Below are 26,809 nucleotides of genomic sequence, written 5' to 3'. Positions count from 1 at the left end.
TTCCTGAGCTTTGGCTGAACACCTGATATCCGGCCCGGAACAACCGCTGAAAACAAGTGTCAAAACCCTCGTTTCCCAAAGGCCAACCCGGCCGACGAGGTCCCTCCCGATGAAAGCATTCACCCTGGCAACCCTGATGACCCTGGCCGCAAGCCCGGTGTTCGCCTTCAACCTCAGCGACGCCGCCAACGCCGTGTCTGCCATGCAGAACCAGCAACAGCAAGGCCAGGTGCAGGCGCCCGAGGCGCAGGCCAATTTGCTCAACACCTTGGGCAGCCAATTGAATATCACCCCCGAACAGGCCATTGGCGGGGCAGGGGCGATGTTGGGGCTGGCGCGCAATAACCTGAGCAGCGATGACTATGGGCAATTGACCAAGGCGGTGCCGGGGCTGGACCTGCTTGCGGGGGCCAATGCACTGGGTGGCTTGAGTGGCCTGGGTGAGTTGCTGGGCAAGAACAGCGGGAGCCAGTCGGCCTTGAACAATGCGCTGGGCAGCAATGTGGAAAACCGCAGCGACCTGGACAATGCGTTCAAGGCGCTGGGGATGGATACCGGGATGATCGGGCAGTTTGCGCCGTTGCTGCTGCAATACCTGGGGCAGCAGGGGATTGCCGGGGCGTTGTTGCAGAATTTGGGTAGCCTATGGACTAACCCGGCGCCGACAAATGCTCCGTCGGTTTGACGGAGTTAGAAATATGGGATTGGTCAGGAGTGAAACCAGCGGACCATCGCCGTGTTCAATCTATCTTGCTGAGGTGTTACTTCGTTACGAATTCGACTGATATCAGCAAGATAATCTTCACGCATTTGCGGATCATTCAGGCGTGCCAAAATATCTGGAGTACGTGCAAGGTTGAGCCTTGACTCCAGTAGGTCATTGGCCAGCGTCACAACTTCACGCAATGCTACGCTTGGATTTCTCCGGTCTTCAAACGGCATCCGACCACCGTTTGCCAGAGGATTCCTATTGACCCGAGGCTGCTGATTGTGCGGTGTTGGAGTTAATGGGTTGTTGTGCGGATTGTTTTCGATCTGCAAGCGCTGCGAGTTGAGGGCGCGATTGAGATGCTGGGCCGTTTGTCGAGGAGGAAGAGAACCATTGGGCATCCGTGTTATGACGGGGCGGCGTGGGGGAGTTACGGTTACATGCCCGTCTGGGTCTACGTTGTTTACGGGGTCGGCTGCGCAATAGCAATAGGCATTCAGCCCCCCCTTGCCGAGCGGGCTCCAGCTGTCAGGTGCCAAGAATCGCATGATTGCTGGGCTGTACGGGCGATAGCCATTGCCTAGTGGATAGGTTCCAGAATGCTTTTCCAACAGTTCGCCATTGAAGCCAATCGTGCTGACTCCAGATGCTTGTCTGCCGTTGAACCCGTAAGGGCTGTAGGCAAGGGCGGCGGTTTCCAATTGTAGAGCCTCGCAAAAAGATGTGCTGTGTAAGTCTTCGTTTTCGCGAGGCATGGCACAACTGGCAGAATTATCAGCACACACCGCTGGCTTCAGGCGGCTTCGGTGAAGTCCACGAGCCGCACCGGTCGGCGGAAGCCGGCGGTCAGCACGGCCAGGTATGCCAGGCCAAACGCAAACCAGCAGAGCCCAATCACCAACGTCAGCGCCGACAGGCTGGTCCACAGCCACAAGGTCAGCGCCAACCCTACCAGCGGCACCAGGCCATAGCTCAACAGCCCTTTGAGGCTGCGCTGCGAGGCATCGTCCAGCAGATGGGTCTTCACCACCGCCAGGTTCACCGCCGAAAACGCCACCAGCGCACCAAAGCTGATCAGTGAGGCAAGGGTCGCCAGGTCGATTACCAGTGCCAGTAACGAGAACGCCGAAACCAGCAAAATGGCGAACACCGGCGTGCCAAAACGCGGTGACAGGTAGCCGAAAGTGCGCTGCGGCAGCACCTTGTCGCGCCCCATGGTAAACAGAATACGCGACACCGCCGCCTGGGAGGCCAGCGCCGAGCCCAGGCTGCCAGCGACATACGCAGCTGTGAAGAAGTTGGCCAGGAACTGCCCGCCCGCCTTGAACATCACTTCGTTGGCCGCCGCGTCGGCATTGGCAAAGGTGGTGCCCGGCAGCACCAGCTGGCTGACGTAGGCCAGCACGGTGAACAGCAAGCCGGCGAACAGGGTGGTGAGGATGATGGCGCGTGGCACATCGCGGCGGGCATCGCGGCATTCTTCAGCCAAGGTCGAGACAGCATCGAAGCCGAGGAACGACAGGCACAGCACTGCAGCCCCTGCCATCAGGGCGCCAAAGCCCGGCTGCGAACCGTCGCCCAGCAGCGGCGACAGCAGGTCGAGCGGCTGGCCAGCCAGAGACTGGCAGGACAGGGCGACGAACACCACGATGAAGATGATCTGCGCGCCAACGATCAGGTTGCTGGTCTTGGCCACCGAGTGAATGCCGACCACGTTGAGCACCGTGACCAGGGCAATCGAGGCCAGCGCGATCGACCACGCGGGGATGGCCGGAAAGGCAATGTTGAGGAACAGGCCGATCAGCAGGTAGTTGATCATTGGCAGGAACAGGTAATCCAGCAGCAGCGACCAACCGGCCAGGAAGCCGATGTTCGGGCCGAAGGCCATGTTGGTGTAGGAGTACGCCGAGCCCGCGACCGGGAAGCGCTTGACCATGAAGCTGTAGGAGGTGGCGGTGAACAGCATGGCCACCAGCGTCACGATATAGGCGCCGGCAGTGCGGCCACCGGTGAGTTCGGTGACGATGCCGTAAGTGGTGAAGATGGTCAGCGGGACCATGTACACCAGGCCGAAGAACACCAGGGCAGGCAGCCCGAGGACACGGCGGAGCTGGGCGGGGGTGGAGCTGGGTGGGTTGGCCATCGTTCGATCCAGAGCATTTTTGTAGTTGTGCTTTGGTCGATTTTTATCCACTTAGGTGGGGGATGACAAAAAAGTAATCCTTATGCTGATTATTAGCCTGGGTTCTAATCGGATTCTTGCAGTGCCTGTTCCGGCCTCTTCGCGGGTAAACCCGCTCCCACAGGGGACCCACAGGTATTGAGTGCTGCGCAGTACCTGTGGGAGCGGGTTTACCCGCGAAGAGGCCAGTACAGGCAGTAAAGATCTCAGCCCATCTCCACCCGCAGCTGCTCGATCCGCTGGTCCTTCTCCACCCACAACTGGTTCACCCAGGCCTGCACGGTCTGGCGGAACTCGGGATCATTCTCGTAATCCCCCGACCACAGCACCGGGTCAAGCTCCCGTACGCGAATGTCGATAATCACCCGGTTGATGGTGCCATTGAGCAAGTCCCAGAACCCCGGTGCCTTGTTGCCGGGGTACACGATGGTGACGTCCAGCAAGGCATCCAGCTGCTCCCCCAAAGCCGCCAGCACGAACGCCACGCCACCAGCCTTGGGCTTGAGCAGGTAGCGATACGGCGACTGCTGCTGCTGACGCTTGGCTTCGGTAAACCGCGTGCCTTCCAGGTAGTTCACCACAGTCACCGGCTGACGCTTGAACAGTTCACAAGCCGCCTTGGTGATTTCCAGGTCCTTGCCCTTCAGCTCCGGGTGCTTCTCCAGGAAGGCCTTGCTGTAGCGCTTCATGAACGGGTAATCCAGCCCCCACCAGGCCAGGCCCAGCAGCGGCACCCAGATCAGCTCCTTCTTCAGGAAGAACTTGAAGAACGGTGTACGGCGGTTGAGGCTCTCGATGAGTGCCGGAATATCGACCCAGGTCTGGTGGTTGCTGACGGCCAGGTACGAAGTGTCCTTGCGCAGGTTCTCGACGCCGCGGATATCCCACTGGGTAGGGATGCACAAGGCAAAGATGGCTTTGTCGATCTCCGACCAGGTCTCGGCCACCCACATCACCGCCCACGAGGCATAGTCACGCCCACGCCCCGGCAGCACCAGTTTGAGCAGGGCGAAGACCAGCAGCGGGCAGATCAACACCAGGGTGTTGAGCAGCAGCAGGGTAGTTGTGAGGATGCCGGTCAGCAGGCGACGCATAAAGAGACTCTTGTTGTGGGAGATAAACGGTTGGCAATGATAAGCAGGGCCGTGGCCTACGCCAAATTTCCAATGCCCTTCGGCAGGGACAAATGTTTCACATTATGTTGGTTAGGCTTGTGACAGCGAACCTATCCTGCCAGTGCAGTCTAAGCACTGACCTTTCTCAAGGAAGCCTGCCTGTGAAACCTCTGCTTGCCCTGTTGTCGTTGCTGGCGCTGCCGGTCATGGCCGCCGAACCCACTATCTACGGCCGTTACGAGAACATTGCCCTGCCCGAACTGGGCGAAACCCTGAAAGCCAAGATGGACACCGGTGCCTTCACCGCGTCGCTGTCGGCCAAGGACATCGAGCTGTTCACCCGCGATGGCGACGAGTGGGTACGCTTCCGCCTGGCGACCAAGGACTCGGACGGCAAGGTTTACGAGCACAAGGTCTCGCGCATCAGCAAGATCAAGGGCCGTGCCGATGAAGAGGAGGAAGGCGATGCACCGGAAATCTCCAAACGCCCGGTGGTCGACCTGGAGCTGTGTCTGGGGGACGTGAAGCGCACCGTGGAGGTCAACCTGGTGGACCGCAGCAGCTTCAACTACCCGCTGCTGGTGGGCTCCAAAGCGCTGCGCGAGTTCAAGGCGGCGGTCAACCCGGCCAAGAAGTTTACCGCTGGCAAGCCTGACTGCTGATTTCGGCTGGCTTTACTGGCCCTTTCGCGGGCAAGCCCGCTCCCACAGGTATCGCGCAAGTCTAAAGCTGTGCGCCGTATCTGTGGGAGCTGGCTTGCCGGCGATGGCGGCCTTTCAGGCTACTGGAGAGGTAGCGACCATCGATGGCCGCTTGACCACCTCGGCATACCACGCCGCCAACCCAGGCTGGCGCTCACGCCAGCCGAACTCCGGCTGGCGCAAATCCAGGTACCCCAGCGCGCAGGCCACGCCAATCGCCGCCAGGTCGAACCCGGACATCAACTCGGGCAAATGCTCCTGCTCCAGGTTGGCCAGGCTACGGCGAATCTTGTCGCCCTGCGCCTGCAACCAGCCATCCCAGCGTTTCTCCTCGGGCCGCAGGAAGCTTTCATAGCGCGACAACACCGCCGCATCCATGATCGCATCAGCCTGCGACACCAGCGTCATGCGCCGCCAGCGCGCCGAGCCTTCGCGCGGCAGCAGCGGCAGGCCGACGTGCTGCAGGTCGAGGTATTCGCAGATCACCCGGCTGTCGTGCAGTATCGTGCCGTCTGCCAGGCGCAGGGCCGGGATCTTGCCGATCGGGTTGTCCTGGTTCAGTTGCGGGTCGCCGCTGATCGGGCTGATGTTCACCGGCTGCAGCTGCACACGCTCAAGCTGGCCGGTCTCGTGCAACACCACCATCACCTTGCGCACGAATGGTGAAAATGGCGAGTGGAACAGGGTCATCGTGCTCATGCGTCAGTTACCCTGCAGGCTTGGTGGCAGGCACACGCCGGTACCGCCGATGCCGCAGTAGCCGTCCGGGTTCTTGGCCAGGTACTGCTGGTGGTAGGCCTCGGCGAAGTATACGGTCGGTGCCTGGTCGATCTCGGTGGTGATCTCGCCGAAGCCGGCCTTGGTCAGCTCAGCCTGGAACGCGTCGCGGCTGGCCTTGGCCTGTTCCAGCTGTTCAGGGCTGGTGCAGTAGATGGCCGAGCGGTACTGGGTGCCGATGTCGTTGCCCTGGCGCATGCCCTGGGTCGGGTTGTGCAGTTCCCAGAACATCGCCAGCAGCTCGCGGTAGCTGACCTTGTCCTTGTCGAATACCACCAGCACCACTTCGGTATGGCCGGTCAGGCCCGAGCAGACTTCCTCGTAGGTGGGGTGGGGGGTGAAGCCGCCGGCGTAGCCGACCACCGTGCTGACCACGCCTTCACGCTGCCAGAAGCGGCGTTCGGCACCCCAGAAGCAACCCAGGCCGAAGATGGCGAAGTCGATGGCGCCCTCGAAGAAGGGCCCGAGCAGTGGCGTGTCTTTGAAGACATAATGGAACTCGGGCAGGCTCATTGGCGTTTCGCGGCCAGGCAGGGCCTGTTCCGCGGTAGGCATGACGTTTTTGTTCACCAGGATTTCCGAACGCAGGACCATGGCCGTTCCTCTGTAGATCTTTGAGATGGGGGCTGGGGCATTCGCGGGTAAACCCGCTCCCACAGGTCCTGCACAGATTTCGAATATTGTGGTGTACCTGTGGGAGCGGGTTTACCCGCGAAGGGGCCCGTATGAGCGCTATAGTGCCCGAGGTTTATGCGGCTGTCAGGCCACAGGACCACGCGGGTAGCGCTTCAGTCGTTCGGCCAGCTCCCGCCCCGGGATCGGCCGGTCGAACAGGTAGCCCTGGCCCACGTCACAGCGGTGCCGGCGCAGGAACGCCAGTTGCTCCGGCGTCTCGATACCCTCGGCCACCACTTTCAGCTTGAGGTTGTGGGCCATGGCCACCACCGCCGAGGTGATTTCCATGTCGTCCTGGTTGTCCGGGATTTCATTGATGAAGCTGCGGTCGATCTTGAGGATGTCGATCGGAAACTTCTTCAGGTAGCTCAGCGACGAATAACCGGTGCCGAAGTCGTCCATGGCCAGGGTCAGGCCCAAGTCCTTCAGCTCATCCAGCTGGCGGTGGGTATCTTCGGTGGCCTCCAGCAGCAGGCCTTCAGTCAGTTCCAGCTCCAGCAGGTGCGGGGGCAGGGCTTCTTCCTTGAGAATGGTGCTGATCGACGCCACCAGGTCCGGGTCGGAGAACTGCTTGGGCGACAGGTTGATGGCCACATGCAGGTTGCCCATGCCGGCCTCGCGCAGCTGCTGGCTCATGCGGCACGACTGGCGTACCACCCATTTGCCGATGGGGATGATCAGGCCGGTCTCTTCCGCCACGCTGATGAACTGGTCCGGGCGGATCATGCCGCGCTCGGGGTGGTTCCAGCGCAGCAGTGCTTCCAGCCCCAGCAGGCGGCCGCTGCGCAGGCACAGCTTGGGCTGGTAGAACACCTCCAGCTCGTTCTGGGTCAGGGCACGACGCAGGTTGTTCTCGACGAACAGCTTGTAGCTGGCTTCGGCATTGAGCACTTCGGTAAACACCTGCACCTGGTGCTTGCCGTTGGCCTTGGCCTTGTGCAGCGCGAGGCCGGCGTTCTTCATCAGGCTGGCCGGGTCGGCACCGTGCAGTGGCGCGCAGGCCAGGCCCACCGAGGCGGTGACGTTGATCAGCTGGTTATCGACGAACATCGGCTTGTCGAGGGTGCGCAGCAATTGCTGGGCGACGCCCTGGCCATCTTCCAGGCTGGTGTCGTCGAGCAGCACGGCGAACTCGTTACTGGCAAAGCGCGCCAGGATACCGCCGGTGTGCAAGCTGTTGCGCAGGCGCCGGGCCAGGCTGATCAGCAGCTTGTCGCCGGTCTGGTGGCCGAGGCTGTCGTTGATGCGCTTGAAGTTGTCGATGTCCACCAGCAGCAGGCACATCGAGTTCTCACCATCGCGGGCAAAGCGCTCGTCCAGGCTGCGGATGAACGCCGGGCGGTTGCCCAGGTTGGTCAGGTTGTCGGTGTAGGCCAGGCGCTCGATGCGCTGCTGGGCCAGCTTGGTCTGGGTGACGTCTTCGTAGATGCCGATATAGTGGGTCAGCTCACGGTTGTCGCCGTAGACCTTGGAAATCGACAACTGGCCCCAGTAGGGCTCGAGGTTCTTGCGCCGGCTCTTGAACTCGCCCTGCCAGCTGTTGCCCATGGCCAGGCTCGACGGCGAGTCGAACAGCAGCTCGCTCAGGTTTTCCAGCGCCGGCAGCTCGCCCAGGTGGCGGCCTTGCACTTCCTCGGTGCTGTACTGGGTGATGGCGGTAAAGCTGGGGTTGACGTACTCCACCACGCCGTCGCGGTTGACCAGCAGGAAGGCGTTGGCGCTCTGCTCGACGGCACGCTGGAACAGGTGCAGGGCGCTGGCGGCGGTGCGCCGGTTGTGGTTGGTGATGACCTGGGCGAACTGGTCGGCCAGCTCGCCGGCAAAGGCGATTTCGTCCGATTGCCAGGCCCGTGTCTGGCCGGTCTGCTCCAGGCACAGCACGCCGACTACCTGACCATCGACGCGAATACTGGCATCCAGCATCGCCTTGTTTTCCGGGTACAGGCTTTGTGCCAGGGCGCGGGTGCGCGGGTCGTGGCCGGCATTGTGAGCGTCGATGGCGCGGCTGGCGTGCAGCGCGTCGAGGTAGTCGGGGAAGCGGCTGGCATCGATGGCTTTGGGCTGGCGGTACTCCTGCGCTTCCCGGTACCAGGCGGTGATCGGCTCCAGGCGCTGGTCTTCCAGGTGCCAGATGCTGGCAATATCGACCTTGTAGATCTCGCAGGCGCTGCGGGTAATCAGCTGGGCGGCTTCCCGCAGCGAGTTACCGGCGCTGTAGCGCTGACGGGCCAGGCGCAGGATCAGGTCCTGCTGGCCGCGTACCCGTTCCAGATGCTCGAATTGTTCCTGCTGCGCGCGCTGGTTCAGTTGCAGTGCCAGTTGCAGGCGGTTGTTGCGCGACTCCAGGTCGCTGGCACCGGCCTCGCCGGTATCCTCGGGCTGCTCGTCGAACACGCTCAGGTAGCCGCGTAACAGGTGGCGGTTGTGCTGCTTGTAGGCTTCACCAGCTTCCAGCAGGCGTAGCGATGCAGCTGGCGTGTGCAGGGTGTAGCGCACGCGGTAGTAGCCGCGCTGGGCCAGTTGCAACTGGATCTCGTCGTGCAGCCGGTAGCGGGCCTCGGGCTCCATCAGGCTGGCATAGGGCGCGTCTACCAGGGCGCACAGGTCGCTGGCGTGCAGGCCGAACTGGCGCTCGCAGGCCGGGTCGAGGTAGAGCATGGACCAGGTGGCTTCGTTGAGCCTTTCGAAACGCAGCATGCCGAGCCGCGAGGGCACGGGTAACTGCGTGACGACCTCGGCCACCACACGGCTGGTGGCATCGGGTTGGCTTTTCATCGAAGACTCGCTTGAAGAGGTGACGCTGCTTTGGGGCGGCGGCGGATCTGGCAAGGTTGCATCATGTCCCGGGGGCTGGCAAGCAGCCATGCGTGATGCTGTGGACGGGTTATCGGCAAATCTTGGATCGCCTTGAGATTTTTGGCGTCTGGGCGGTCGAGCGCCGCCCGCGCGGCGCTCGATTTCACAGGCGCCAAACCTCTATCGGCAGGTAAAAAAAAGCCCCGCCAATCGACGGGGTTGAGGTACGAGCGTGGCAGCTCGAAAGGGTACTGCCCCTCGCGGTGAGGGGCAGTGTGCTGCCTTACAGCAGCATGGTGCGGATATCGCCCAGCACGTCGCCCAGGCGCTTGGTGAAGCGTGCGGCGGCAGCGCCGTTGATCACACGGTGATCGTAGGACAGCGACAGCGGCAGCATCAGCTTCGGCTGGAAGGCCTTGCCATCCCAGACCGGCTGCATGGTCGCCTTGGAGACGCCCAGGATAGCCACTTCCGGCGCGTTGACGATCGGCGTGAAGCCGGTGCCGCCAATGTGGCCGAGGCTGGAGATGGTGAAGCAGGCGCCTTGCATCTCGTCGGCCGACAGCTTCTTGGTGCGGGCTTTTTCGGCCAGCGCAGCCGCTTCGGCAGCCAGTTGCAGCAGGCTCTTCTGGTCGACGTTCTTGATCACAGGGACCAGCAGGCCGTCCGGAGTGTCCACGGCGAAGCCGATGTGCACGTACTTCTTGCGGATGATGGCCTTGCCGCTTGGCGCCAGCGAGCTGTTGAAGTCCGGCAGTTCCTTGAGCAGGAAGGCGCAGGCCTTGAGCAGCAGTGGCAGCACGGTCAGCTTGACGCCAGCCTTCTCGGCCACGGCCTTCTGCGCAACGCGGAAGGCTTCCAGCTCGGTGATGTCGGCGGAGTCGAACTGGGTGACGTGCGGCACGTTCAGCCAGCTGCGGTGCAGGTTGGCAGCACCGACCTGCATCAGGCGGGTCAGGGCCACTTCTTCCACTTCGCCGAACTTGCTGAAGTCCACGGCAGGGATCGGCGGGATGCCGGCGCCACCGGTTGCACCGGCGGCTGCCGGAGCTTCCTTGGCCTTCTGCATCATCGCCTTGACGTAGACCTGCACGTCTTCTTTGAGGATGCGGCCGTGCGGACCGGTCGCGGCAACCGCGCCCAGGTCGACACCGAATTCACGAGCCAGCTGACGAACCGCCGGGCCGGCGTGAACCTTGGCATTGCTGCCGGCAGCCGGTGCGGTGGCAACCGGTGCAGGAGCAGCAGCCGGGGCTGCAGCGGCAGGTGCGGCGGCCGGAGCAGCCTCAGCCTTGGCCGGGGCAGCAGCAGCGGCAGGTGCCGGAGCGGCAGCCGGCGCAGCGCCTGCAACTTTCAGCTTGAAGATCAGGTCGCCAGTGCCGACTTCGTCTTCCAGCTTGCACAGGACTTCTTCGACCACGCCGGCAGCCGGCGACGGGATTTCCATGGAGGCCTTGTCGGACTCCAGGGTAATCAGCGACTGGTCGGCTTCGACGGTGTCGCCGACCTTGACCAGCACTTCGATGATCTTGGCCTTGCCCGACGAACCGATGTCCGGTACGTGGATGTCCTGCACGCTGGCGGCAGCCGGCGCTGCTGCCGGCGCAGGGGCAGCTTCGGCGGCAGGCGCTGGTGCAGCAGCTGGAGCCGGAGCGGCAGCCGGGGCCTCAGGGGCCGCAGCAGCGGCGCCCTCGGCTTCCAGAACCAGCAGCTCGTCGCCTTCTTTCAGGCGGTCGCCCAGCTTGACCTTCAGTTCCTTGATGACGCCGGCTTTCGGGGCCGGGATCTCCATGGAGGCCTTGTCGGACTCCAGGGTCAGCAGGCTCTGGTCAGCCTCGATACGATCACCGACCTTGACGAACAGCTCGATGATTTCACCTTCACCGCTGCCGATGTCAGGTACGCGAATGAGTTCGCTCACTTAAAAATACTCCTCAGCAGTCCAGTGGGTTGCGCTTGTCCGGGTCGATACCGAACTTGACGATAGCGTCTGCAACAACCTTGGGTTCGATCTCGCCACGGTCAGCCAGGGCTTCCAGGGCAGCCAGCACCACGAAGTGACGGTCGACTTCGAAGAAGTGACGCAGCTTCTTGCGGCTGTCGCTGCGACCGTAACCGTCGGTACCCAGGACCTTGAATTCTTTGCTCGGCACCCACTGGCGAATCTGCTCGGCGAACAGCTTCATGTAGTCGGTGGAGGCGATGACCGGGCCCTTGCGACCGGTCAGGCACTGCTCGACGTAGGTCTGCTGTGGCTTCTGGCCAGGCTTCAGGCGGTTGGCGCGTTCCACGGCCAGGCCGTCGCGACGCAGTTCGTTGAAGCTGGTGACGCTCCACACGTCGGCACCGACGTTGAACTCTTCACGCAGGATCTTCGCCGCTTCGCGGACTTCGCGCAGGATGGTGCCGGAGCCCATCAGCTGTACATGGTGCGCGGCTTCGCGGGTGTCTTCTTCCAGCAGGTACATGCCCTTGATGATGCCTTCCTCGACACCGGCCGGCATGGCTGGCTGCTGGTAGGATTCGTTCATCACGGTGATGTAGTAGAAGATGTCCTGTTGCTCTTCGGTCATCTTCTTCATGCCGTCCTGGATGATCACCGCCAGCTCGTAGCCGTAGGTCGGATCGTAGGTGCGGCAGTTCGGGATGGTGCCCGCCATCATGTGGCTGTGACCGTCTTCGTGCTGCAGGCCTTCACCGTTGAGGGTGGTACGGCCGGCGGTACCGCCGATCAGGAAGCCACGGGTGCGGCTGTCGCCAGCGGCCCAGGCCAGGTCGCCAATGCGCTGGAAGCCGAACATCGAGTAGAAGATGTAGAACGGCAGCATCGGCTGGTTGTGGCAGCTGTACGAGGTACCGGCAGCGATGAACGACGACATGGCGCCGGCTTCGTTGATGCCTTCCTCGAGGATCTGGCCCTTCTTGTCTTCGCGGTAGAACATCACCTGGTCTTTATCGACTGGCTCGTAGAGCTGGCCGACCGACGAGTAGATGCCCAGCTGGCGGAACATGCCTTCCATACCGAAGGTACGGGCTTCGTCCGGGATGATCGGGACGATGCGCTGGCCGATTTCCTTGTCCTTGACCAGCTGCGCCAGAATACGCACGAAGGCCATGGTGGTGGAGATTTCGCGGTCGCCCGAGCCGTCCAGGATCGCTTTCAGCGTTTCCAGTGGCGGGGTCGGTACGCTGAAGCTCTTGGCGCGGCGCTGTGGCACGAAACCGCCCAGGGCAGCACGGCGCTCGGCCAGGTACTTGGCTTCGGCAGAACCTTCTTCCGGCTTGAAGAACGGCAGGTTCTCCAGGTCGGCATCCTTGACCGGGATGTCGAAGCGGTCACGGAAGTGACGCAGGCTGTCGACGTCGACCTTCTTGGTGTTGTGTGCGGTGTTCTTGGCTTCGCCGGCACCGGTACCGTAACCCTTGATGGTCTTGGCCAGGATGACGGTAGGCTGGTCCTTGTGGTTGACCGCCTGGTGGTACGCCGCGTAGACCTTGTACGGGTCGTGGCCGCCACGGTTGAGCTTCCAGATCTCTTCGTCGGACAGGTCTTCGACCATGGCCTTGAGCTCTGGGGTGTTGAAGAAGTTCTCACGAACGTACGCGCCGTCTTTGGCTTTGTAGTTCTGGTACTCGCCGTCGATGACTTCGTCCATGCGGCGCTGCAGGGCACCGTTGGTGTCCTTGGCGAACAGTGGGTCCCAGAAGCGGCCCCAGACGACCTTGTTGACGTTCCAGCCACCGCCACGGAACACGCCTTCGAGTTCCTGGATGATCTTGCCGTTGCCGCGAACCGGGCCGTCGAGGCGCTGCAGGTTGCAGTTGATGACGAAGATCAGGTTGTCCAGCTTCTCGCGGCCGGCCAGGGCGATTGCGCCCAGGGATTCCGGCTCGTCGCACTCGCCGTCGCCCATGAAGCACCAGACCTTCTGCTTGCCGGCCGGGATGAAGCCGCGGGCTTCCAGGTACTTCATGAAGCGTGCCTGGTAGATGGCCTGGATCGGGCCCAGACCCATCGATACGGTCGGGAACTGCCAGAAGTCAGGCATCAGCCATGGGTGCGGGTACGAAGACAGGCCGTTGCCGTCCACTTCCTGACGGAAGTTGTTCATCTGGTCTTCGCTGATGCGGCCTTCCATGAAGGCACGGGCGTAGACGCCTGGCGAGGCGTGGCCCTGGAAGAAGATCAGGTCGCCGCCGTGTTCTTCGGTCGGTGCCTGGAAGAAGTAGTTGAAGCCGATGTCGTACAGGGTGGCGCTGGAGGCGAAGCTGGAGATGTGTCCGCCCAGGTCCGAGTCTTTCAGGTTGGTACGCATGACCATGGCCAGGGCGTTCCAACGCACCATCGAGCGAATGCGGCGTTCCATGAACAGGTCGCCAGGCATGCGTGCTTCGTGGGTGACAGGGATGGTGTTGCGGTATGGCGTGGTGATCGCATACGGCAGCTGGGAGCCACTACGGGTGGCCAGCTCGCCCATACGGGTCATCAGGTAATGAGCGCGGTCTTCGCCTTCTTTGTCGAGGACCGACTCCAGGGCATCCAGCCATTCCTGGGTTTCGATTGGATCGAGGTCTTGCATGGCTTGCTCCAGGGCGGAAAGGCAACCAGAATCGATTGCCTGAAGTTGCGACTGGCCTTATGGGCAGACGTCGTGAATTCTTGGATTACCGGGGTGTCCTCCGGCGCCGTGTAGTTTTACTACATTTGCTTTCGCATTTCATGCTTTTACACGACACGGGTAGTAGTAAAACTACATTTGTGCGACGTTTCGTCGCATGCTGGCTTGTGAGGAAAAACGTTCATGTTGGTTGGCGTTGTGTCGCGAGCGGGTAATTCTTGATGGTTGTTGCCATTTTTTCGTTCATTTCAGCTATTTCCAACTTTTGTACGACAGTCCAACCGTGGTCCGGCTTCCCCTTGGCCGCTTCTTCCCCTCTATTTCACGCCGATCAAGGATAGACCATGCGCCTACCTTTGCCGTCCGATCTGCCCGCTACCCTGCAACCACTGGTCGCGCGCAACCAGCAATTCATCAGCGATGCCGTGGCTGCCCACCCGGAACTCGACCTGCAGGCCTGGAGCCCGCTGCACCGGCAACAGTTCGACCAGGTTGCCGCCGCCAGTGACTTCGTGCTCGGCCTGGCCCGGCGCGAGCCGGCCATGTTGTTCGGCCTGCTGGCCAGTGGCGAGCTGGACCGGCGTTACGCCGCAGGCGAACTGCGCGGTCACATCGCGGCAGCCGCCCAGGCGGCGCAGAGCGAGGACGAGCTGGCACGCAACCTGCGCCGCGAGCGCAACCGCCAGCAGATGCGCATCATCTGGCGCGACATCACCCGCCAGGCCGCGCTGGGCGAAACCTGCCGCGACCTGTCCGATCTGGCCGATGCCGCCATCGACGAAGCCTACCAATGGCTGTACCCGCGCCACTGTCAGCAGTTCGGTACGCCTGTCGGCAACCGCAGCGGCCAGCCGCAGCACATGGTGGTGCTGGGCATGGGCAAGCTGGGCGCGGTGGAGCTGAACCTGTCGTCGGACATCGACCTGATCTTCGCCTTCCCCGAAGGCGGCGAAACCGAAGGGGTGAAGCGCTCGCTGGACAACCAGGAGTTCTTCACCCGCCTGGGCCAGCGCCTGATCAAGGCACTGGACCCGGTCACCGTCGACGGCTTCGTGTTCCGTGTCGACATGCGCCTGCGCCCGTACGGCTCGGCCGGCGCGCTGGTGCTCAGCTTCAATGCCCTGGAGCAGTACTACCAGGACCAGGGCCGTGACTGGGAACGCTACGCGATGATCAAGGCGCGGGTGGTGGCCGGTGATCAGGCGGCCGGTGCGCAGTTGCAGGAGATGCTGCGGCCGTTCGTGTACCGCCGTTACCTGGACTTTTCCGCGATCGAAGCGCTGCGCACCATGAAGCAGCTGATCCAGCAGGAAGTGCGGCGCAAGGGCATGGCCGACAACATCAAGCTGGGTGCCGGGGGCATTCGCGAGGTGGAGTTCATCGCCCAGGCCTTCCAGCTGATCCACGGCGGGCGCGACCTCAGCTTGCAGCAGCGGCCTTTGCTGAAAGTGCTGGCCACCCTTGAAGGCCAGGGCTACCTGCCACCGGCCGTGGTTGCCGAACTGCGTGAAGGTTATGAATTCCTGCGTTATGCCGAGCACGCCATCCAGGCCATTGCCGACCGTCAGACGCAGATGCTGCCGGACAGTGAGACCGATCAGGCGCGGGTGGCCTACATGCTCGGTTATGCCGACTGGCAAAGCTTCCATGACCAGCTGACGCACTGGCGTGGCCGCATTGACTGGCACTTCCGCCAGGTGATCGCCGACCCGGATGATGAAGACGGCGAGGGCGAACTGGTGGTGGGGGGCGAATGGTCGCCGCTGTGGGAGCAGGCGCAGGATGAAGATGCCGCTGGCCGCCAGCTGCAAGAGGCCGGTTTCCAGCAGCCCGCCGAAGCCCTGCGGCGCCTGGCCGCGCTGCGCTCCAGCCCGCAGCTGCGTTCCATGCAACGGATCGGGCGTGAACGCCTGGACGCCTTTATCCCACGGCTGCTGGCCCAGGCTGTGGAACATGACAACCCCGACCTGGTGCTCGAGCGCGTGCTGCCGCTGGTCGAGGCCGTGGCACGGCGTTCTGCCTATCTGGTGTTGCTCACCGAAAACCCCGGCGCCTTGCGCCGCCTGCTGACCCTGTGCGCCGCCAGCCCGTGGATTGCCGAGCAGATTGCCCGTTACCCGCTGCTGCTCGACGAACTGCTCAACGAAGGCCGCCTGTTCAGCCCGCCACTGGCGCCGGAGTTGGCCAGCGAGCTGCGCGAGCGCCTGACGCGCATTCCCGAGGACGACCTGGAACAGCAAATGGAGGCGCTGCGCCACTTCAAGCTGGCCCACAGCCTGCGCGTGGCCGCCTCGGAAATCAGCGGCAACCTGCCGTTGATGAAAGTCAGCGACTACCTGACCTGGCTGGCCGAAGCCATCCTCGACCAGGTGCTGGCCCTGGCCTGGCGCCAGACCGTGGCTCGCCACGGGCAGCCCAAGCGTAGCGACGGCAGCCTGTGTGACCCAGGCTTCATCATCATCGGCTACGGCAAGGTGGGTGGCCTGGAGCTGGGCCACGGTTCTGACCTGGACCTGGTATTCATCCACGATGGCGACCCGCAGGCCGAAACCGACGGCGCCAAGCCCATCGACAGTGCGCAGTTCTTCACCCGGCTGGGCCAGCGCATCATTCACCTGCTGGCCACTCAGACCAACTCGGGCCAGCTGTATGACGTGGACATGCGCCTGCGCCCGTCGGGGGCCTCGGGCCTGCTGGTGAGCTCGCTGGGCGCGTTCGAGCGCTACCAGCAGAACGAAGCCTGGACATGGGAGCATCAGGCCCTGGTGCGCGCCCGGGTACTGGTGGGCTGCAAGCAGGTGGGCGCTGCATTCGAAGGCGTGCGCGCCAAGGTGCTGGGCCAGGCCCGCGACCTGGAAAAGCTGCGCAGCGAAGTGAGCGAAATGCGCGCCAAGATGCGCGATAACCTCGGCACCAAGGCTACCGCTGCCGGTACCGCGGCCAACGCCTTCGAGGCCGGTGTACCGTTCGATATCAAGCAGGATGCGGGCGGTATCGTCGATATCGAATTTATGGTGCAATACGCCGCTTTGGCCTGGTCTCACGACCATCCGGCCATACTTCGATGGACCGATAACATCCGCATTCTGGAAGAGCTGGAGCAGGCAGGGTTGATGCCGGCCAGTGACGCGGTGCTGTTGCGTGAAGTGTACAAGGCGTTCCGCTCGGCCTCGCACCGCCAGGCCCTGCAAAAGCAGGCCGGGGTGATCGATGCGGCGCAGTTTGCCGATGAGCGCCGCGAAGTGCGGCGGATCTGGGGTGAACTGGGCCTTACCTGAAGGCCCCGCCAACCCTGTGGGAGCGGGTTCACCCGCGAAGAAGGCCACGCGTTGCCTGGCACCGGCTTCGCCGNNAACCCGCTCCCACAGGGTCTGCAATCAGCGACGGATATGCCTGAGTGGTACACTGTCCGCCACATAGCCTGAATATAAAGAGGGGAGGCCAGGCTGTACCGCAGCCTGCAGCCTCCCCGAGCGTTTCTGGACTAAGCATGAGAATACTGATCATTGGCCCCAGCTGGGTCGGCGACATGGTGATGGCGCAGACCCTGTTCCAGTGCCTGAAACAGCAGCACCCCGACTGCGTGATCGATGTGCTGGCCCCCGAGTGGAGCCGGCCGATCCTCGAACGCATGCCCGAGGTCCGTCAGGCCCTGAGCTTCCCGCTCGGCCACGGCGCGCTGGAACTGGCCACGCGGCGACGCATCGGCAAGTCCCTGGCCGGCCAGTACGACCAGGCCATCCTGCTGCCCAACTCGCTGAAGTCGGCGCTGGTGCCGTTCTTCGCCGGTATCCCCAAGCGTACTGGCTGGCGCGGCGAAATGCGCTTCGGCCTGCTCAACGACGTGCGCAAGCTGGACAAGGCCCGCTACCCGCTGATGATCGAGCGCTTCATGGCCCTGGCCTACGCGCCCGGCGCCGAGCTGCCGCAGCCGTACCCGCGCCCCAGCCTGCAGATCGAAGCGCAAAGCCGTGATGCTGCCCTGGCCAAGTTCGGCCTGGAGCTGGACCGCCCGGTGCTGGCGCTGTGCCCCGGTGCCGAGTTCGGCGAGGCCAAGCGCTGGCCGGCCGAGCACTACGCCACCGTGGCCGATGCGATGATCCGCCAGGGCTGGCAGGTGTGGTTGTTCGGCTCGAAGAACGATCACCCGGTCGGTGAGCAGATCCGTGATCGGCTGATCCCGGGCTTGCGTGAAGAATCGTCCAACCTGGCCGGCGAAACCTCGCTGGCCGAGGCCATCGACCTGATGTCCTGCGCCCATGCCGTGGTGTCCAACGACTCCGGGCTGATGCACGTGGCCGCCGCGCTGAACCGCCCGCTGGTGGCGGTGTACGGCTCGACCTCGCCAGGCTTCACCCCGCCGCTGGCCGAGCACGTGGAGGTGGTGCGCACCGGCATCGAGTGCAGCCCGTGCTTCGACCGCACCTGCCGCTTCGGCCACTACAACTGCCTGCGCCTGCTGGAACCGGGCAAAGTCATTGCCGCCCTGCACAGCCTGAGCGGGCCGGACCTGATCGATACCGTGGCCGAGGTCGACTAAGTGCGGGTACTGATCATCAAGACTTCGTCGCTGGGTGATGTGATCCACACCTTGCCGGCGCTTACCGATGCCGCCCACGCTATCCCGGGCATCCGCTTCGACTGGGTGGTGGAAGAAGGCTTCGCGGAAATCCCCGGCTGGCACCCGGCGGTCGACCAGGTGATCCCGGTGGCCATCCGCCGCTGGCGCAAGAACCTCTGGCAAACCATCAAGAGTGGCGAGTGGAAGGCGTTCAAGCAGCGAGTACGCGAGCGCAAGTACGACCTGGTGATCGACGCCCAGGGCCTGGTCAAGTCGGCCTGGCTGACCCGCTACGTGAAGGCGCCGGTAGCTGGCCTGGACCGCTACTCGGCCCGTGAAGGCTGGGCCAGCCGCTTCTATGACCGGCGCTTGTCGGTTGCCACCGGGCAGCATGCGGTGGAGCGGGTGCGCCAGCTGTTCGCCATGGCCCTGGCCTACGACCTGCCGGAAGGCATCGGCAACTACGGCCTCGACCTCGAGCGCCTGCAATTACCGCCAGCCGCCCCCTATGTGGTGTTCCTGCATGGCACCACCTGGGCGACCAAGCACTGGCCCGAAGCCTACTGGCGCGAACTGGCCGAACGCATGGGCCGGCGCAAGCTGGAGGTGCGCCTGCCGTGGGGTAACCCGGCCGAAAAGGCTCGGGCCGAGCGCATCGCCCAGGGCTTGAACAATTGCCAGGTACTCCCCAAATTGAACCTTGCCGGCGTCGCTCGCGTGTTGGCGGCGGCAAAAGCCTGCGTGGCGGTCGATACCGGCCTTGGCCACCTGGCGGCGGCACTCGATGTGCCCACCATTTCGCTGTTCGGCCCGACCAACCCGGGCCTGACCGGCGCCTACGGACGGACCCAGATACACCAGGCCAGTGACTGGCCCTGCGCGCCCTGCCTGCAGAAGAAGTGCACCTACAAACCGAGCGCCGACGACCTGCGCCGGTTCGATCTCAAACGCGAGTGGCCGCTGTGCTTCACTCGCCTGAATCCCGAGCATGTGGCGAGCCGCTTGAGCGCGTTGCTGCTGGCTGAGGATGTCCGTTGATGCAACTGGCTTTCGTGCTTTACAAGTATTTCCCCTTCGGCGGGCTGCAGCGCGATTTCATGCGCATTGCCCTGGAATGCCAGAAGCGGGGCCACCAGATTCGCGTGTACACGCTGATCTGGGAGGGTGACATTCCGCCGGGCTTCGAAGTGCTGGTGGCGCCGGTGAAGGCGATTTTCAACCACCGCCGCAACGAGAAGCTCAGCGCCTGGATGGCCGCCGACCTGGCCAAGCGCCCGGTCGACCGCCTGATCGGCTTCAACAAGATGCCCGGGCTGGACGTTTACTACGCCGCCGACGGCTGTTTCGAGGACAAGGCGCAGACCCTGCGTGGCGGCCTGTACCGCCGCTGGGGCCGCTACCGGCACTTTGCCGAGTACGAACGTGCGGTGTTCGCCAAGGACGCCCATACCGAAGTACTGATGATTTCCGAAGTGCAGCAGCCGCTGTTCATCAAGCACTACGGCACCCCTGTGGAACGTTTCCACTTGCTGCCACCGGGCATTTCCCAGGACCGCCGCGCGCCGGCCAACGCCGGCGAAATCCGCGCCGAGTTCCGCAAGGAATTCAACCTGGGCGATGACGACCTGCTGCTGGTGCAGATTGGCTCGGGCTTCAAGACCAAGGGCGTGGACCGCAGCCTCAAGGCCCTGGCCGCACTGCCATCGGCCCTGCGCAAGCGCACCAGGCTGATGGTGATCGGCCAGGATGACCCCAAGGTGTTCCAGCTGCAAAGCGCTACCTTGGGCCTGGGCGAGCAGGTGCAGTTCCTCAAGGGCCGCAGCGACATCCCGCGCTTCCTGCTGGGTGCCGACTTGCTGATTCACCCGGCGTACAACGAGAACACCGGCACGGTGCTGCTCGAAGCGCTGGTGGCTGGCCTGCCGGTGCTGGTCTCCAAGGTGTGTGGCTACGCCCACTACATTGCCGAGGCCGACAGCGGCCTGGTGCTGGACGAGCCGTTCGAGCAGGAACAACTCAATGGCTATCTGCAGCGTATGCTCGAAGACCAGCAGGCCCGCGCCAGCTGGTCGCGCAACGGCCTGGCGTTTGCTGAAACCGCCGATCTGTACAGCATGCCGCAACATGCTGCCGACGTGATCCTGGGGCAGGAGTCTGCATGAAGCTGATACTGGCCGAACCGTTCAAGCGCCTGTGGGCCGGGCGTGATGCCTTCGACGCCGTGGAGGCGCTGCAAGGCGAGGTCTATCGCGAGCTGGAAGGGCGTCGCACGCTGCGCACCGAGGTCGCTGGCGAGGGCTTCTTCGTCAAGATCCACCGCGGCATCGGCTGGGGTGAGATCTTCAAGAACCTGCTAACCGCCAAGCTACCGGTGCTCGGCGCCGGCCAGGAATGGCAGGCCATCCAGCGCCTGCACCAGGTTGGCGTGCCGACCATGACTGCCGTCGCCTATGGCGAGCGGGGCAGCAACCCGGCCGCTCAGCACTCGTTCATCATCACTGAGGAACTGGCGCCGACCATCAGCCTGGAAGACTTCAGCATCGACTGGGTCAGGCAGCCACCGGAGCCACGCCTGAAGCGTGCGCTGATCGCCGAGGTGGCGAAGATGACCGGCGGCATGCACCGCGCCGGGGTCAACCACCGCGACTGCTACATCTGTCACTTCCTGCTGCACACCGACCGCCCGGTGACGGCGGAAGATTTCAAACTGTCGGTGATCGACCTGCACCGCGCGCAGACCCGGGCGAAAATCAGCCGCCGCTGGCGCGACAAGGACCTGGCCGCGCTGTACTTCTCGGCGCTGGATATTGGCCTGACCCAACGCGACAAGCTGCGCTTCCTGCGCGGCTACTTCCAGCGCCCGCTGCGGCAGATCCTCAAAGAGGAAGCCGCGCTGCTCGCCTGGCTGGAGCGCAAGGCGCAGAAACTCTACGACCGCAAGCAACGCTATGGGGATGCACTCTGATGGCGGGGTGGACACTGGCGCCGGGCTACGAACACCTGGCGGCGGACTTCGGCAGCCTCGATGCGGTATTTGCCCTGCAAGGCGAACGCCTGACCCGCGACCCGCTCAGCGAAGTGGTGCGGATCACGCGTGAGGGGGTCAATTACTACGTCAAGCGCTACACCGGGGCCGGCAAGCACATGCGGCGCTACCTGGGGCGGCCGCGAATCAAGGCCGAATGGCAGAACCTCAAGCAGTTCCACAAGTGGGGCATCCCCACGGCCGAGGTGGTGGCCTGGGGCCTGGAGCGCAATGGCCTGGCCTTTGGCCGGGGCGCGATGATCACCCGCGAACTGCCGCGCACCGAAGACCTGTCGGCACTGGCCGAGCGCAACGATGCACGCCTGGCCGACCGTGCCTGGGTCGGGCATGTCAGCAGCCAGCTGGCGCGCCACACCCGGATCATGCACCAGCACCATTTCGCCCATAACGACCTGAAGTGGCGCAACCTGCTGGTCGACGATCAGGGCACGCTATTCTTCATCGACTGCCCCACCGGCGATTTCTGGCGCGGCTTCATGTGGCGGCACCGGATGATCAAGGACCTGGCCTGCCTGGACAAAGTGGCCAAATACCACCTGTCGGCAACCCAGCGTCTGCGTTTCTACCTGCAATACCGCGGCCGCGACCGGTTGAATGTGCGTGACAAGAAGCGCATTCGCCAGGTGGTGAGCTTTTTCGAGGGAAGGGAATGACCGATTACCTGGCCAGCGCGGACCTCGCGCTGCTCAAACGCCATGGCCTGGACGACTTCGAGGCGCTGTGGGCGCTGCAACTGGATGCCGTGGACGAACCGAACACCGGTCGCGGTGGCTGGAGCAGCGTGTTTCGCCTGGAGCTCGAAGGCAAGGGCTACTACCTCAAGCGCCAGAGCGACTACCTGACCCGTACCCTGCACCGGCCGTTCGGCGAGCCGACCTTCGCCCGCGAATTCCGCAACATCAGCCGTTACCAGAAGCTGCACATTCCGGCGTTGCAGGCGGTGTTCTACGGCGAGCGCAAGCAAGGCGGCACGCACCGGGCGATCCTGATGACCCGCGCCCTGGACGAATGGGCCGACCTCGACAGCCTGCTGGCCCGGTGGCCACAACTGAGCGATGCTGAACGCAACGGCGTGCTGCAGGCCTGCGGCCAGCTGGCGCGCACCCTGCACAGTGCCGGCCAGGTGCATGGCTGCTTCTACCCCAAGCACATCTTCCTGCGCCAGCGCCGCGATGGCTGGGACGCGCAACTGATCGACCTGGAAAAGACCCGACCCCTGCTGTTCGGCATGCGTGACCGCCTCAAGGACCTGGAGCCGCTGCTGCGTCGCGCCCCGGTCTGGAGCGAAGGCGATGTGCGTACATTGCTGGCCAGCTACCTGGCGCAGCCGGCCGATGGCACGCTGGTCGATACCTGGCTGCAACGCCTGACGCAACGCCGTCGTGAAAAAGAGGCCCGCTGATGCGTTTGTCTGAATTGAAAGAGGCCGGGCGCAACCCCTCGTTGCCCCTGAGCATCACCCTGGCCGATGCCGCCGGCACGGCTGACCTGCAATTGCTCAGCCTGCTGCGCGTGCTGCCGGGCCAGCGCTATGTGGGCGCCGGCGTGTGGCGCGGGACCCCAGTGCTGGCCAAGCTGCTGGTCGGTGGTAACGCTGCCCGGCATTTCCAGCGCGAACTGCAAGGCGTGAAGCTGCTGGCCGAGCAGGGCCTGACCACGCCGAAGCTGTTGGCCGACGGCCTCAAGGAAGGCGAAGGCGGCTGGCTGTTGTTCGAGTTCCTCGACGGTGCCGAAAGCCTGGCCGATGCCTGGGCGGCAGTGGAAAACCTGCCGGTGCTTGCCGACGAGCAGCACCTGGTGCTGGGCGAAGCGCTCACTGCGGTGGCGCACATGCATGCCCAGGGCCTGTGGCAGGAAGACCTGCACCTGGACAACCTGCTGCGCCACGGCGGCAAGCTGTACCTGATCGACGGCGCCGGGATCAAGGCCGAAACACCTGGGCAGCAGCTGTCGCGCCCGCGTGTGCTGGAAAACCTTGGGGTGTTCTTCGCCCAGCTACCCAAGCGCCTGGAGCCGTTCATCGAAGAACTGCTGGTGCACTACCTGCTGGCCAACGCCGAGCATGCGTTGCCGCTGGAAGCCTTGCAGAAGCAGGTGGACAAGGTGCGCAGCTGGCGCCAGAAGGACTACCTGGAAAAGGCTGGCCGTGAATGCAGCCTGTTCAGTGTCGAGCGCAGCCTTTCCGGCCTGCGGGCGATCCGCCGCAGCGAGGTCGAAGCCATGCTGCCTGTGCTGGAGCAGGCCGACGCATTGATCGACCAGGGCCACCTGTACAAGACCGGTGGTGCGGCCAGTGTGGCGCGCATCGAGGTTGGCGGGCGCACGCTGGTGCTCAAGCGTTACAACATCAAGAACACCGCACATTGGTTCAAACGCTTCTGGCGCCCGAGCCGTGCCTGGCATTCATGGATCGAAGGCCACCGCCTGGAATTCCTCGACATCGCCACGCCGCGTCCGCTGGCAGTGCTGGAGCAGCGGGTGATGGGTTTGCGCAGCCGTGCCTACCTGGTCACCGAGTATGTCGATGGCCCGGACCTGGCCGAGTGCTTCGCACCCTACGTGGACAACGGTGATGCGCCCGAGGAGCAGGTGGATGCCTTGGTGCATGTGATGCAGCAACTGATTCGCGAGCGCATCAGCCACGGCGACTTCAAGGGCCACAACCTGTTCTGGCACAACGGCCAGTGGTCACTGATCGACCTCGATGCCATGTGCCAGCACGCCACCCAGCTCAGCTTCGCCCCGGCCTACGCCCGTGACCGGGCGCGGCTGCTGCGCAACTGGCCGAGTGGCAGTGCCTTGCATCAGCGGCTGGACCGGTTGCTGCCCAAGCTGGCCGAGTAGTCCGCCGGCAGTGCCAGCCAGTCGCTGCTGCGGCCGGGTTGGCGCACGCGGATGCGCCACTGGCCATCCTGCTGGCGCAGCACGGCCCAGGCCTTGACCGTGCTCAGGGCCTGCCCGGCGATTTGCAGGTGATAGTGGCCGGCCAGCAGATGCCGGTGCACCGGCAGCTGATTGTCGGCCAACTGCAGGTAGAGCTGGCCGTTGGCGTCGAACAGGTCTGCTTCACTTTCGACTGGCACACCTTCGCGCGGTGGGGCCAGGCGGCAGTCCGCTAACAACTGCTCGATGTCGGGCAAGCCGTCGTACCAGAGCACGGGCGAATCGACCACCCAGGAACCGTCGGCCAGGCGTTTGACTGGCAGCTGTACGTAGGCGTCAGGCTGTCGCGGGTCGAGTGCACGCCAGCGCTGGCCGTCGAAATGGACGTTGTACACCCGGCCTTGGCTGTCTTTCACGAAGTACCGATCGGGCCCGGGTGTGGCACTGATGTACTCATAGACCTGTTCGCCATGTACCCCCTCTATCCGGTAGCGCAGCTTGGCCAGGTCGACGGTTGCCGCATGGGTTTGTGGCAATGGCCTGGGCGGTTGTGGCGGCAAACCACGAAGTGCCCGGCGCATCAAGGTAGAGCCGGCAAAACTGTTGAGACCGTCGCTGGCATGGCTGAGCGCCGCGATGGCGTGGTGCAGGGTTGCCTCATGGTCGTTCTTTTCCATGGCCTCGAAGCCGTCCCATATGGAAATGCCCATGCGTCCGAACGCCAGCGCCGACATGGCAGGTGCCGGCAGTACCAGGCTGACCAGGTCGAGTATGAGGCGTAGCGTGGCCAGGCCGAACTCGCCCAGCACTTCTCGATTGCTGCGGCTGTTGGTGTCCGCCTCGGCGATCAAGGCATGTACCTCTGCCCGGTAAAGGGCATTGAACAGATTGCCGGGGATGATCGGCCTTTGCACATGCGGCCCCAGGCGCCCCTTGCGGAACAGCGTTTCAAGGCGCCTGGCATCGGCGCCAGGAGCGCGCTGGATGAAATACTGTTGCAGTGCGGGGTTGCCACGCACTGCCCGCAGCATGTCGCGGGCATTGCGGAATTCGCGCCAGGCACGCCGGTCTGGTGCATCCGGCGTGTAGATCACCAGCGAAGGTTGATTGGGGCTTTCGGCATTGAGCAGCAGCACGCCTTGCAGCGTATGCCCGTCCACAACCAGCTGGCGAACGACGATGTGCTGCCCGTCGATGGGCGGGCGGCGGCTGCTGTCGGGGTAGTCGACAACTGCCTTGGCCCAGTGGTAACCCTGCTCCTGCTGGCCGGGCAGGAAGTGCCCGACGTAGCGAGCCTTGGCCGCCTCGGCGCGCATGCGTGCCCGGTTGATGTTGCCGTGGGCCTCCATTCGCCAGTTGGCCGATGGGGAGTCCAGCAGGTGTGTGCGCAAGTAGCGCTCATAGCCGCTGCCGGCATCGAGCTTGCGCACCAGTGTCCTGACCTGTTCGGGGGACAGGTTCGCCAGTGGGGCGCCAGTGTCGTCGTGTACCCGGGCCGTCAGCCAGTAATCCACGTCGAACCAGCTGATGTTGAGCAAGGCCAGTTCGTCCAGGCGGTAAGTGACCGCCACCATTTCGACGGTGTCGCCCACTTGCGGGCGGGCGGCGGCGGCGATGTAGCTGGACGGTGACAGGGGATTGAGCAAAGGCCCGCGCCGACGAGCCAGGGTGACACTGATGCAGATGCGCTGCGGCGGTATGCTGATGGCCAGTGTTCGTGCCAGCTGTTTGGCGAGCCGCGCACGCACCCAGGCCTGCAAGTGGTGGCGTTCGCGAAACTGGTCCAGGGTCAGCAGCCCTGGTGCGGCGGCCTGGGTGATAGCCCCGGCCAGTTCCTGCATGGTTTGCATGATATGCGCCAGGCCTTGTGGGGGCGTATTGCGCAGCCATGCTGGCAGGTGCTTTTCGAGCAGCAGGGCGTAACGTGTAGCCAGGGCGTGCTTGCTGCTCATCAAGCCGGTGAGCGACTGCTGGCTGGCCAGCGTTGCTCCGAGCTTGTCCAGGTCAGGTAGCTGGGCATGTTGCCATGCGGCTTGCCAGGCCAGTGTCAGCCGCTGGTGCTGGCAGTCTGTCAGGTCGCGTACCTGCTGCGCCACCAGATCGTCGGCAAACCACTCATAGCGCAAGCGGTCGGCTTGCATCAGCCATTGCTGGTCCTCCGTGCGTGGCAGCATTTGCAGGAAGGGCTGGATTTGCAGCCAGTCGTCGAGGCGCTCGCAGAGTTCGACATGCAACTCGGCAAGGCTGTCAAACCCTTCGATGCCGTGGGCGAGGCTGCAGAGCAGCGCCTTGCCGGTGACTTTGCCCGGGATGGCATCGCTACCTTCGGGGCCGTCGGCTACCAATATCAATGTGCCTGGCAGGGCCAGCCTGCGCTGGGGGCTGAGGCTGCTGAATACCGGTCGGTAAGCCTGTGCCTTCAACTCGCTGGGCAAATGTGGTCGCTGCCAGGGCAACGGCAATTCGAGGTAGGTGCGCAGCAGGCTGATGTGCTGATAATCCAGGGTCTGGTCGGCCAGGCGCAATTCCAGTTCCGCCAGCAATTGTTCCTGACGCAGCTTGTGTAACCGTTGGCGCCTGCTCTGGCTGCCTCTGGGGGCTTCGTTCCAGAACAACGCCAGGTCGCTGAAGAAACGTTGGCGTAACCGGGCGGGCGCCAGCCCGGCCACAAGGGTGGGTTGCCCGTGGTGCAGCGCACTGATGCTGGCATCCAGGGTTTCGAGGCGTTGCAAAGGGGTCATGGCA

19 protein-coding genes are annotated in these 26,809 nt (G+C 63.7%); 10 read left to right on the top strand and 9 right to left on the bottom strand.

Annotation, left to right across the window (positions count from 1 at the left end; all coding sequences use genetic code 11):
* The first annotated feature begins 109 nt into the window (after positions 1–109).
* A complete protein-coding gene (locus M2S36_RS10075) occupies positions 110–685 on the top strand; it encodes a DUF2780 domain-containing protein (RefSeq protein WP_233694677.1) in 576 nt (191 codons plus the stop codon).
* A gap of 23 nt (positions 686–708) precedes the next feature.
* Here M2S36_RS10075 and M2S36_RS10070 read toward each other — a convergent pair whose 3' ends face one another.
* The 3 genes from M2S36_RS10070 to M2S36_RS10060 all read right to left on the bottom strand — a co-directional run bounded on the left by M2S36_RS10070 (position 709) and on the right by M2S36_RS10060 (position 3,985).
* A complete protein-coding gene (locus M2S36_RS10070; RefSeq protein ID WP_233694678.1) occupies positions 709–1,464 on the bottom strand; it encodes an RHS repeat-associated core domain-containing protein in 756 nt (251 codons plus the stop codon).
* 38 nt (positions 1,465–1,502) lie between these two features.
* Positions 1,503–2,852: an APC family permease gene (locus M2S36_RS10065; protein ID WP_333957112.1), complete on the bottom strand. Its 1,350-nt coding sequence runs from the start codon at positions 2,850–2,852 to the stop codon at positions 1,503–1,505.
* A 245-nt stretch (positions 2,853–3,097) separates the two neighbouring features.
* Positions 3,098–3,985 (bottom strand): acyltransferase, encoded by an 888-nt coding sequence (locus M2S36_RS10060; protein WP_207833907.1) that lies wholly within the window; start codon positions 3,983–3,985, stop codon positions 3,098–3,100.
* A 182-nt stretch (positions 3,986–4,167) separates the two neighbouring features.
* On the opposite strand from M2S36_RS10060, the gene rloA2 reads away from it, so the two are divergent.
* On the top strand, positions 4,168–4,668 hold the full coding sequence (rloA2, locus tag M2S36_RS10055) for a retropepsin-like aspartic peptidase RloA2 (protein ID WP_003257529.1): 501 nt from the start codon (positions 4,168–4,170) through the stop codon (positions 4,666–4,668).
* Positions 4,669–4,782: 114 nt separating this feature from the next.
* Here the strand turns inward: rloA2 and M2S36_RS10050 are convergent, their stop codons facing one another.
* From M2S36_RS10050 to aceE, 5 genes are all read right to left on the bottom strand, one after another.
* Positions 4,783–5,406 (bottom strand): glutathione S-transferase, encoded by a 624-nt coding sequence (locus tag M2S36_RS10050; RefSeq protein ID WP_063914526.1) that lies wholly within the window; start codon positions 5,404–5,406, stop codon positions 4,783–4,785.
* Between the two features lie 3 nt (positions 5,407–5,409).
* Positions 5,410–6,078, bottom strand: coding sequence for a peptide-methionine (S)-S-oxide reductase MsrA (gene msrA, locus M2S36_RS10045; protein ID WP_207833916.1), 669 nt, complete (start codon positions 6,076–6,078; stop codon positions 5,410–5,412).
* Between the two features lie 165 nt (positions 6,079–6,243).
* Positions 6,244–8,934 (bottom strand): putative bifunctional diguanylate cyclase/phosphodiesterase, encoded by a 2,691-nt coding sequence (locus M2S36_RS10040; protein ID WP_207833924.1) that lies wholly within the window; start codon positions 8,932–8,934, stop codon positions 6,244–6,246.
* A 304-nt stretch (positions 8,935–9,238) separates the two neighbouring features.
* On the bottom strand, positions 9,239–10,876 hold the full coding sequence (aceF, locus tag M2S36_RS10035; RefSeq protein WP_284382512.1) for a dihydrolipoyllysine-residue acetyltransferase: 1,638 nt from the start codon (positions 10,874–10,876) through the stop codon (positions 9,239–9,241).
* 13 nt (positions 10,877–10,889) lie between these two features.
* Complete coding sequence (gene aceE / locus M2S36_RS10030) at positions 10,890–13,535, bottom strand: pyruvate dehydrogenase (acetyl-transferring), homodimeric type (protein ID WP_207833928.1); 2,646 nt, start codon at positions 13,533–13,535, stop codon at positions 10,890–10,892.
* 383 nt (positions 13,536–13,918) lie between these two features.
* On the opposite strand from aceE, the gene glnE reads away from it, so the two are divergent.
* From glnE to M2S36_RS09990, 8 genes are all read left to right on the top strand, one after another.
* The gene (glnE, locus tag M2S36_RS10025) at positions 13,919–16,852 is read left to right on the top strand and encodes a bifunctional [glutamate--ammonia ligase]-adenylyl-L-tyrosine phosphorylase/[glutamate--ammonia-ligase] adenylyltransferase (protein ID WP_207833944.1); all 2,934 of its coding nucleotides are present in this window, start codon (positions 13,919–13,921) and stop codon (positions 16,850–16,852) included.
* A 212-nt stretch (positions 16,853–17,064) separates the two neighbouring features.
* Positions 17,065–18,114, top strand: a complete 1,050-nt coding sequence (gene waaF / locus M2S36_RS10020; RefSeq protein WP_063914530.1) for a lipopolysaccharide heptosyltransferase II — start codon at positions 17,065–17,067, stop codon at positions 18,112–18,114.
* Positions 18,115–19,173 (top strand): lipopolysaccharide heptosyltransferase I, encoded by a 1,059-nt coding sequence (gene waaC, locus M2S36_RS10015; protein ID WP_207833956.1) that lies wholly within the window; start codon positions 18,115–18,117, stop codon positions 19,171–19,173.
* Positions 19,173–20,297 (top strand): glycosyltransferase family 4 protein, encoded by a 1,125-nt coding sequence (locus tag M2S36_RS10010; RefSeq protein WP_013970538.1) that lies wholly within the window; start codon positions 19,173–19,175, stop codon positions 20,295–20,297. Before waaC ends, M2S36_RS10010 begins: the two co-directional genes overlap by 1 nt.
* A complete protein-coding gene (gene rfaP, locus M2S36_RS10005; RefSeq protein ID WP_207833964.1) occupies positions 20,294–21,100 on the top strand; it encodes a lipopolysaccharide core heptose(I) kinase RfaP in 807 nt (268 codons plus the stop codon). The genes M2S36_RS10010 and rfaP overlap by 4 nt, the downstream gene beginning before the upstream one ends.
* Entirely contained in the window at positions 21,100–21,834 is a 735-nt protein-coding gene (locus tag M2S36_RS10000) for a lipopolysaccharide kinase InaA family protein (RefSeq protein ID WP_333957110.1), read from the top strand. Before rfaP ends, M2S36_RS10000 begins: the two co-directional genes overlap by 1 nt.
* The gene (locus M2S36_RS09995; RefSeq protein WP_233694683.1) at positions 21,831–22,583 is read left to right on the top strand and encodes a lipopolysaccharide kinase InaA family protein; all 753 of its coding nucleotides are present in this window, start codon (positions 21,831–21,833) and stop codon (positions 22,581–22,583) included. Before M2S36_RS10000 ends, M2S36_RS09995 begins: the two co-directional genes overlap by 4 nt.
* Positions 22,583–24,025: a lipopolysaccharide kinase InaA family protein gene (locus M2S36_RS09990; RefSeq protein WP_333957109.1), complete on the top strand. Its 1,443-nt coding sequence runs from the start codon at positions 22,583–22,585 to the stop codon at positions 24,023–24,025. The genes M2S36_RS09995 and M2S36_RS09990 overlap by 1 nt, the downstream gene beginning before the upstream one ends.
* Here M2S36_RS09990 and M2S36_RS09985 read toward each other — a convergent pair.
* Entirely contained in the window at positions 23,986–26,805 is a 2,820-nt protein-coding gene (locus M2S36_RS09985; protein ID WP_333957108.1) for a dermonecrotic toxin domain-containing protein, read from the bottom strand. The two genes, M2S36_RS09990 and M2S36_RS09985, sit on opposite strands and share 40 nt — an antisense overlap.
* Between the last annotated feature and the right edge of the window lie 4 nt (positions 26,806–26,809).

Origin of the sequence: Pseudomonas sp. SF2 (assembly GCF_036858055.1) — a bacterium.
Taxonomy (GTDB): domain Bacteria; phylum Pseudomonadota; class Gammaproteobacteria; order Pseudomonadales; family Pseudomonadaceae; genus Aquipseudomonas.
The sequence above is the reverse complement of the archived record's forward strand: the minus strand, read 5'-3'. Positions and strand labels throughout refer to the sequence as shown.